Annotated in this window: 7 protein-coding genes; 2 read left to right on the plus strand and 5 right to left on the minus strand. The window is 73.8% G+C overall.

Translation table 11 applies throughout. The features are described 5' to 3' along the window. Positions 1-36: 36 nt before the first annotated feature. Positions 37-1,017 (minus strand): DUF4349 domain-containing protein, encoded by a 981-nt coding sequence (locus tag ACIBBH_RS22935; RefSeq protein WP_399407383.1) that lies wholly within the window; start codon positions 1,015-1,017, stop codon positions 37-39. Positions 1,018-1,176: 159 nt separating this feature from the next. Here ACIBBH_RS22935 and hemG point away from each other — a divergent pair, with 159 nt between their 5' ends. Then, positions 1,177-2,631, plus strand: a complete 1,455-nt coding sequence (gene hemG, locus ACIBBH_RS22940) for a protoporphyrinogen oxidase (protein ID WP_399407385.1) — start codon at positions 1,177-1,179, stop codon at positions 2,629-2,631. 5 nt (positions 2,632-2,636) lie between these two features. Next, positions 2,637-3,368 carry a hydrogen peroxide-dependent heme synthase gene (gene hemQ, locus ACIBBH_RS22945; RefSeq protein WP_399407387.1) on the plus strand — a complete coding sequence of 244 codons (732 nt, stop codon included), beginning with the start codon at positions 2,637-2,639 and terminating at the stop codon, positions 3,366-3,368. A 119-nt stretch (positions 3,369-3,487) separates the two neighbouring features. Here hemQ and ACIBBH_RS22950 read toward each other — a convergent pair whose 3' ends face one another. The 4 genes from ACIBBH_RS22950 to ACIBBH_RS22965 all read right to left on the minus strand — a co-directional run bounded on the left by ACIBBH_RS22950 (position 3,488) and on the right by ACIBBH_RS22965 (position 8,355). Continuing rightward, entirely contained in the window at positions 3,488-5,107 is a 1,620-nt protein-coding gene (locus tag ACIBBH_RS22950) for an alpha/beta hydrolase (protein ID WP_399407389.1), read from the minus strand. Between the two features lie 133 nt (positions 5,108-5,240). Beyond that, positions 5,241-6,026 carry a TIGR04222 domain-containing membrane protein gene (locus ACIBBH_RS22955; RefSeq protein WP_399407391.1) on the minus strand — a complete coding sequence of 262 codons (786 nt, stop codon included), beginning with the start codon at positions 6,024-6,026 and terminating at the stop codon, positions 5,241-5,243. A gap of 96 nt (positions 6,027-6,122) precedes the next feature. Then, a complete protein-coding gene (locus tag ACIBBH_RS22960) occupies positions 6,123-6,899 on the minus strand; it encodes a DUF4142 domain-containing protein (protein WP_399407393.1) in 777 nt (258 codons plus the stop codon). Between the two features lie 136 nt (positions 6,900-7,035). Further along, a complete protein-coding gene (locus ACIBBH_RS22965) occupies positions 7,036-8,355 on the minus strand; it encodes a DUF692 domain-containing protein (RefSeq protein WP_399407395.1) in 1,320 nt (439 codons plus the stop codon). Positions 8,356-8,567: the final 212 nt, after the last annotated feature.

The raw sequence follows: 8,567 nt of genomic DNA on the forward strand, positions 1-8,567 counted from the left end.
CGAACACGCTACGGGCACGCGGCATTTCGGGCCCGCTCAGCCCTCCCGGTTCCCCTCACCGGGCCCCTGGGGCGCCGCCGGGTCGGGTACCGGGCGGGCCGTCGGCAGCGGCCCCGGCACCGTCGCCGTGGGCGCGGCGGCGGCAGGGCGCGGCAGCCGGGGGCGCACCACCCGCAGCCACAGCAGCACCAGTAGTGCGGCAAGCACGGCGAACGGCAGCACGGCGCCGAGGGCCAGGGCGATCCAGCGCAGCATGGTGACGAAGGCGTGCCAGCCGCCCGCCAGGGCGTCCGCGAAGCCGGCGGAGTCGTCGTGCGCGGCCTTCTTCACCGGCGTCTGCGACAGCGACAGGGTGATGGTGGCCAGGCTGGTGCGGTCCTTGAGGGACGCCTGCTGCGCGAGCAGCGCCTCCAGGTCGGCCTCGCGGCTGCTCAACTCCCCTTCCAGAGTGACCACGTCACTGAGCTTGCCGGCCCGGTCCATCAGCTCCCGGACCCGGGCCACGCTGGCCCGCTGCGACTTGATACGGCTGTCGACGTCCACGACCTGGTCGGTGACGTCCTGCGCCTTGGCCGTGCGGTGGACCAGCTTGCCCGCGCCCTCCAGGTCCGTGAGGACCTCGTCGTACCTGGCGGTGGGCACCCGCAGGACGACCCGGGTGCGCTCGTGACCGGAGGAGTCCCGGCTGATGGTCTCGTCGCCGACGTAGCCGCCCGCGTTCTCGGCGGTGGCGCGGGCCTCGTCCAGCGCCTTCGGTACGTCCTTGACCTGCACGGTGAGGGAGGCGGTGCGGATGATGCGGCCGGGCGTGAGCTTCGGCGCCTCGGTGGCGTCGGCGCCCCGCGCCCTGCCGCCGGGTGCGCCCTCCCGCACGGCGGCGCTTCCCGCGTCGGCCTTGCTGTCGGAGGAGCCGCCGCCGGAGTCGCCGGCGCCGCTGCACCCGGCGAGGGCGACGGACGCGGCGAGCAGGATCCCGGCAAGGGCCTGAACGGGTCGTAGGGATCGTGGTGTGCGCATGTGGGAGTACCCCCCGAGGGCCGTGACGACTGACGCTCCTTCGACGCGTGGACGGGGCGGAACGTTGGGGGTGGACGGTTCCGATGAGGTCACGATCACGTCGCGTCGGGGCCACCAGGCCCTGGCGCGGCTGTCAGTGGCGTCTGAGAGGGTGGAGCCATGAGCGGATCACGTACGAGCACGGGGCACGTCGTCGTCATCGGAGCCGGTATCGCGGGGCTCGCCGCCGCCCACCGGCTGCTGGGACGCGGCGCGCGCGTGACCGTGCTGGAGGCCTCGGACCGGGTCGGCGGCAAGCTGCTGCCCGGCGAGATCGCGGGCGTGCGCGTCGACCTGGGCGCCGAGTCGATGCTGGCGCGCCGCCCCGAGGCGGTGGCCCTCGCGCGCGAGGTGGGCCTCGCCGGCCGCCTCCGGCCGCCGGCCACCGCGACCGCCTCGGTCTGGACCCGGGGCGCGCTGCGCCCCATGCCCAAGGGCCACGTCATGGGTGTCCCCGGCACCGCCGCCGCCCTGGCCGGCGTCCTGTCCGACGAGGGCCTCGCCCGCATCGGACGCGACGCCGACCTGCCCCGCACGGAGGTCGGTGACGACGTGGCGGTGGGGGAGTACGTGGCGGCGCGGCTCGGCCGCGAGGTGGTCGACCGCCTCGTCGAGCCCCTCCTCGGCGGGGTCTACGCGGGCGACGCCTACCGCATCTCGATGCGCTCGGCCGTCCCCCAGCTCTTCCAGGCCGCCCGCACCCACACCTCCCTGACGGAGGCGGTCCGCGAGATCCAGGCGAAGGCCGCCGCCGGCCGGCAGACCGGCCCGGTGTTCATGGGCATCGAGGGCGGGGTGGGCCAACTGCCGCTCGCGGTCGCGGAGTCCGTCCGGAAGCGGGGCGGCGAGATCGTCACGGGGGCTCCCGTGACGGAGCTGCGCAGAGACACCGCGGGTGCTTGGCGCGTCGTCGCCGGTGACCGCGTCCTGAACGCCGAGGCCGTGATCGTCGCCCTCCCCGCCCCGGCCGCCGCCGGGCTGCTGGCCGCCGAGTCCCCGGAGGCCGCCGCCGAGCTGCGCGCCGTCGAGTACGCCTCCATGGCCCTGGTCACCCTCGCCTACCGCCGCGCCGAGGCCGCCCTGCCGGACGGCAGCGGATTTCTCGTCCCGCCGGTCGACGGGCGCGCCATCAAGGCCTCCACCTTCGCCTCCCAGAAGTGGGGTTGGGTCGCCGACGAGGACCCGGACGTGGTCGTGCTGCGCACCTCCGTCGGGCGGTACGGCGAGACGGAGATCCTCCGGCGCGAGGACGCCGACCTGGTGGACGTCTCCCGGCGGGACCTGCGCGAGGCCACCGGCCTGGACGCCACCCCCGTGGAGACCCGCGTCACCCGCTGGACCGACGGCCTGCCCCAGTACCCCGTCGGCCACCACGCGCGCGTGGCCCGCATCCGCGAGCACGTCGCCAAGCTGCCCGGCCTCGCCGTGTGCGGCGCGCAGTACGACGGCGTCGGCATCCCGGCCTGCATCGCCAGCGCGTACGCGGCCGTGGACCAGATCCACGGCGACCTGCGCGCTGTGGAGGAGCTCACCGCGAACCCGGTGCAGAGCCTGCACGGCGGAGCGGGAGAATGAGGACCATGAGTGACGACGCCCCCACCCCCGAGTCCGGCAGGATCCCGAACAAGGGCAAGCTGGCCAAGGACCTCAACGAGGTCATCCGCTACACCCTGTGGTCCGTCTTCAGGCTGAAGGACGTGCTGCCCGAGGACCGCGCGGGCTACGCCGACGAGGTCCAGGAGCTCTTCGACCAGCTCGCCGCCAAGGACGTGACGATCCGCGGCACCTACGACGTCTCCGGCCTGCGTGCCGACGCCGACCTGATGATCTGGTGGCACGCCGAGACCAGCGACCAGCTCCAGGAGGCGTACAACCTCTTCCGCCGCACGAAGCTGGGCCGCGCCCTGGAGCCGGTCTGGTCGAACATGGCGCTGCACCGCCCGGCCGAGTTCAACCGCTCGCACATCCCGGCGTTCCTCGCCGACGAGACGCCCCGGAACTACGTCAGCGTCTATCCCTTCGTGCGCTCCTACGACTGGTACCTGCTGCCGGACGAGGACCGCCGCCGCATGCTCGCCGACCACGGCAAGATGGCCCGCGGCTACCCGGACGTGCGCGCCAACACGGTCGCCTCGTTCTCCCTCGGCGACTACGAGTGGATCCTGGCCTTCGAGGCCGACGAGCTGTACCGCATCGTCGACCTCATGCGCCACCTGCGCGCCTCCGAGGCCCGTATGCACGTCCGCGAGGAGGTCCCGTTCTTCACAGGCCGCCGCAAGGACATCGGCGAGCTGATCGCGGGGCTGGCCTGATCGACGCGGTGTCCTGTGGGCGGCCGGGGGTCCGGGGGTTGTCCCCGGGGGGTGCGGTACAGGCCGCCGCAAGGACATCGGCGAGCTGATCGCGGGCCTCGCCTGATCCCCGCGGACGGTCAGGCCCCGTCGGACTTGCCCTTCAGGGCCTGCTTGCGGGGCGTCCCCGGCTTCGGCTCCGGGTGCGGCGCGCAGGACGCGCGCCGCACCGGGACACTGCCCTGCAGCAGGTACGCCTCGAGGTGGGCGTTGACGCACGGATTCGCCCCGCCCGCGACGCCGTGCGTGCCGGCGTCCCGCTCGGTCACCAGCACCGAGTTCGCCAGCCGCCGCTGCATCTCCAGCGCCCCGCCGTACGGCGCCGCCGCGTCCCGCTCGGCGGCCAGGATCAGCGTCGGCGGCAGCTCACCCGGCCCGGTCCGCACGTCGACGGGCTGCTGCCGGGTCGCCGGCCAGTAGGCGCACGGCAGGTTCATCCACACGTTGTCCCAGGTCTCGAAGGGTGCCACGCGCGCGAGCCGCGTGTTGTCGCGGTCCCACACCGCCCAGTCCGTCGGCCAGGGCGCGTCGTTGCACTCGACGGCGGTGTACACCGCGCTCGCGTTCTCCGCCTCGGCGGCCGTCTCCGGATTCGGCGCGGCCATCTCGATCAGCGGCTCCGGGTCACCGCTCAGGTAGGCCGACAGCGCGTCGGCACGGCTCGGCCAGTAGTCGTCGTAGTACCCGGCCGACAGGAACGCGCTCTGCAACTGCCCGGGTCCGACCTTCCCGCCCGCCGGCTTCGCGGCCAGCCGCGCCCGTGCCGTCTCGTAGCTGTGCCGCACCTTCTCGGCCGTGTCGCCGAGCCCGTACACGTCGTCGTGCCGGGCGATCCACTCCCGGAAGTCCGCCCAGCGGCCCTCGAACGCGGCCGACTGGTCGAGGTTGTTGCGGTACCAGACCTGTGCGGGGTCCGGGTTCACCGCCGCGTCCAGCACCATTCGCCGTACGTGCGAGGGGAACAGCGTCGCGTACACCGCCCCGAAGTAGGTGCCGTACGAGGAGCCCATGAACGTCAGCTTCTCCTCGTCCAGCGCGGCCCGCAGGACGTCCAGGTCGCGGGCGTTGTTCAGCGAGTTGTAGTACCTGAGCGCGTTGCCGGCCCGTCGGCCGCAGCCGCGGGCGTACTCCTTCGCCCGGGCGATGCGCTGCTTCTTGTACGCCGTCGAGGGACGCGTCGGCGACTGCGCGGGCCCGCTGAGGAAGTGCTCGGGGTCCTGGCAGGACAGCGGCGCCGAGCGCCCCACCCCGCGCGGGGCGTAGCCGATGAGGTCGTAGGCGGCCGCGACGCGCTTCCACTCGGGCAGCAGGCCGATCAGCGGGAAGTGCATGCCGGAGGCGCCCGGGCCGCCCGGGTTGAAGACGAGGGCGCCCTGGCGGGGCACCTTGCGTTTGCTGTTGTGCGGGTCCTTGTGGGTCGCCCGGACCCGGCTGACGGTCAGCTTGATCTGCTTGCCGTCGGGGTGCGCGTAGTCCAGCGGGACGGTCACCGTGCCGCACTGCATACCGCCCGACACTTCCTGGTCGGCGGGGCACGTGCCGAAGTCGATGCCGGCCGCCCGCGCGCGTGCGGCGGCCACCGCGGTGCCGCGCGGCTCCGCCATCGCGTCCGGGACGCCGGGTGTGCCGCCGGCGGGGGCGGCGGCCAGGGTGGTCAGAAGCAAGGACCCGGCGGCCGAGTAGAGGGCGGCAGCTCTCATCGCGTATCCCTTCGGTGGGGGCGGCGGTGGACCGCCACGACAAAAGGGATGTTTCGTTCGGTTGTTGGCGAAGGCAAGCACCGTGCGGCCGGTGTCGGCCCCAATGCCCCCTATGCGCCCCCGGGTGGCGTCCTCACTCCCGCCAGGGCTGGTCGCGGTGCGCGAAGGCCGCGCGCAGCTCCGGTTCGCCGATCGCGCGGATGCCGCGTACGGCGACGGAGGTGAGGTAGCTCCGGTCGTCGTCGGCACCGCCCGTCCGCCGGGTCAGCGCCCCGAGCAGCCGCTGCCCGGCCGGGGAGGCCCAGCGCGAGTACGGGTGCGCCTCGACCCGGGCTATGGCCAGGCAGCTCAGGGTGAGGGTGAGGGGGAGCGCGAACCACAGGGCGACCAGGCCGCGCGGCATCTCCGTCCGGGCGGGCGTCAGCAGCGCGGTCGCGCCGAGCGCGAGCACGGCCAGGGCGGCGGCCCGCACCTGGCGGATGCCGGCCGCGACGGTCGTACGCGCCCCGTCGGGCACCGCGAGCCCCGCCCGCACCAGGCCGTCGGCCAGGCTGCGCACGGCGTCCGCGCCGGCCGCAGCCGACCGCACCGGCTCGATGCGGGACTGCCCCTCCGGGCCGATGGCGCCTATCACCGACCGCTCCATCTCGTCGCGCCCGCGCGGGTCGACCACGGTCGCCCAGCCGGTGTGCGCGAGCAGCAGCCGCCGCTGCCGCGCCATGGAGACGAGGGTCAGATCGGCGACCCGCGTGGGGCCGCCGGAGAGGAACGCCGCCTCGTACAGCGTCAGATCGTGCCCTCGCCCCGCGGTCGCGTCTTCCCTGTCGGCGGCCGCCGCGCGTACGGCGGCCAGGCACAGCCGGGTGCACGCCGTACCGGCGACGGCCCAGGCCGGCAGCAACAGAAGGACCCAGAACATGACAAGTTTCTATGCCAGTGGCCTGGAAATCTCCATGCCCTGTTCACGATCCGGACGCGGTGCTCCCGATAGATGACGTTCCGTTTCCTCCACAGGTCAGGGACTGATCGACGGCGGAGGGCTGGATTCGGCGGGCGGGAGGGAGTAGTTCTGCGACGGAGACGGGGTGACCGGGATCGGGGAGCCGGTGCCGAAACTCGGCTGGGCGGAGCCGGCCGGAGTGGGTGTGCCGCTCGCCGCCAGGTCCCGGGCCAGCGCGGCGAAGTCCACGTACCCCGTGGCCTCCAGGACCTTGATGTGGTCCAGGACGGTCGTGTTGGCGTCGTCGGCGAGGGCGCGCACCTGCGCGTTCTGCGTGCCGGCGCGCACCTGGGCGACCAGCGAGAAGACCTTGCCGTGCGCGAGCCGCACGATGTTGGCGAACTCGCGGTCGAAGTCCTCCCCCTGCGCCGCCTTCAGGGTGGCGAGCCACTGCTTCTGCTGGTCGTTGGGCTCGTTGGGCAGCGCCACGCCCAGCTTGGCGGCGACGTCCCGGACGCGCTGGTCCAGGAAGGTGTGGCCGTCGACCAGGTGCTGCCCGGCCGTCCGTACGGCCGGGGTGGTGCCCTTCTCCTGCGCCAGCTGACCGGCGGGCAGCTCCCACAGCCCGGCCAGCCGGGCCTTGGTGATGAAGTCCCGGTCCTGGACGGACAGCGGGCCGTACTGCGTCAGGATCGTGTCCGCGCTCAGTACGTTCGCGCCGGCCGTGCCCGGCCGGTCGGCGTACGACCAGATCGGGACGGCCAGCGCCACGAGTGTCGCCGCCAGGCCCGAGATGATGATCCCGGTGCCGCTGAATATGCCTCGGCCCTTGATGGGGGGTCGCGGTCGCATGGTGCCTCCTGTTGCGGCACCGCACGCCAGTGCGTCTAGGGGTGCGGGACTGGCATATTACTGCGGCTTTCCTCCAACTGCCGTACGGCATAAGGCTATGAATGACCCTAATCCGGACGTGAACTGAGCAACACCGTCACCCCCGCCGCAGCAGCACCCGCCGCGCCGCCCGAGCGGCCCGCACCACCGGCCGCCGGGACCGCGGCACCGGGCCCGACCGCTCCAGCCACCACTCCCGCAGCTCCCGGCGCACTCCGGCGTCCGGGAACCGTCCCGTGAACAGCAGGTGCCCCGCGAAGTCCAGCGCGTCCTGCCGGTAGCCCCCGGTCATCGGCTGCCCCTGGGCGTACCCGAGGAACGCGGCCCGGTATCCCTCCCCGAGGATCTCCGGCAGTTCGGGCGCGACCTTGGCCACCACATCGGCCCGCTTGGAAGCGAGCGCCCGCGCCTGCACCCGCATCCGCGTCGGGTCGAACCCCTCCGGCACCGGCGTCCCGGCGACCAGCGCGGACAGCATCGCGGCCTGCGCGAGGGCGAGGCGCTGGCGGGCGGGGGACGGCTCGGCCGCCGGTGCCGCGGCGCTCTTCGGGAGCACCGGTGACCAGGCGCCCGCCCCCGCCGCACGCTCCTGTGCACCCTTCTCCACGGCCCTCCGGATCGCCCCCAACTCCCGCTCCAGCTCGCCCGGTTCGGGGAAGTTCTCGTCCCGCTCCAGCAGCACCCCGGGCGGGTCCACGCGGGAGGCGAGATCGGTGAGGATGTCGAGGACCGGCCGCGGTACGGGGTGGGCGTGGCTGTCGTGCCAGACGCCGTCCCGCTCGAAGCCGCCCGCGACATGGACGTACGCGATGGCCTCCAGGGGCAGCTCGGCCAGCGCCTTGGCCGGGTCCTCGGCCCGGTTGACGTGGTTGGTGTGCAGGTTCGCCACGTCGATGAGCAGCCGTACGCCGGTCCGGTCGGCCAGCTCGTACAGGAACTGCCCCTCGGTCATCTCCTCGCCGGGCCAGGCGATCAGCGCGGCGATGTTCTCCACGGCGAGCGGTACCGGCAGCGCGTCCTGGGCGATGCGGACGTTCTCGCACAGCACGTCGAGGGCGTCCCGGGTGCGCGGCACGGGCAGCAGGTGGCCCGCCTCCAGACGCGGGGAGGCGGTCAGCGGGCCGCCCGCCCGGACGAACGCGATGTGCTCGGTGACCAGCGGCGAGCCCAGCGCCTCCGCCCGCTCGGCGAGGGCGGTCAGCCGCCCCTCGTCGGGCCGGTCGGCGCCGCCGAGGCCGAGCGCGACACCGTGCGGAACCACGATCACCCCGCGCTCGCGCAGACGCCGCAGCGACTCCGGGAGGTGCCCGGGGCACACGTTCTCCGCCACGACCTCGACCCAGTCGATGCCCGGCATCCGCTCCACGGCGTCCGCGATCTCCGGCCGCCAGCCGATCCCCGTTCCCAGTCGCTGCATCGCCCGCCCCCTCTCACCCGTGTTCCGGCGTGACGGGGGTATGGCCCCGACGCCCGGCCCCGAACCCAGCGGCCCGCACCTTCAGAGCAACATTTGAGGTTCGGTGGCGGGCCATGGATGCCTGCCGCGGTGCTCACAAGTCCCCGGGCGAGGCGGAGGGGCATGGACTCACCCCGTCACGGAGCCGGTCAGTGATCCGGCCTGGGCCGTGG

This window comes from Streptomyces sp. NPDC051636 (assembly GCF_044453765.1).
Classification (GTDB): domain Bacteria; phylum Actinomycetota; class Actinomycetes; order Streptomycetales; family Streptomycetaceae; genus Streptomyces.

What these genes read in the sequence shown, in the direction of transcription:
- ACIBBH_RS22950 (WP_399407389.1), bottom strand. Translation starts at nt 5,107, where the DNA reads ATGAGAGCTGCCGCCCTCTACTCGGCCGCCGGGTCCTTGCTTCTGACC.
- ACIBBH_RS22965 (WP_399407395.1), bottom strand. Translation starts at nt 8,355, where the DNA reads ATGCAGCGACTGGGAACGGGGATCGGCTGGCGGCCGGAGATCGCGGAC.
- ACIBBH_RS22935 (WP_399407383.1), bottom strand. Translation starts at nt 1,017, where the DNA reads ATGCGCACACCACGATCCCTACGACCCGTTCAGGCCCTTGCCGGGATC.
- hemQ (WP_399407387.1), top strand. Translation starts at nt 2,637, where the DNA reads ATGAGTGACGACGCCCCCACCCCCGAGTCCGGCAGGATCCCGAACAAG.
- hemG (WP_399407385.1), top strand. Translation starts at nt 1,177, where the DNA reads ATGAGCGGATCACGTACGAGCACGGGGCACGTCGTCGTCATCGGAGCC.
- ACIBBH_RS22960 (WP_399407393.1), bottom strand. Translation starts at nt 6,899, where the DNA reads ATGCGACCGCGACCCCCCATCAAGGGCCGAGGCATATTCAGCGGCACC.
- ACIBBH_RS22955 (WP_399407391.1), bottom strand. Translation starts at nt 6,026, where the DNA reads ATGTTCTGGGTCCTTCTGTTGCTGCCGGCCTGGGCCGTCGCCGGTACG.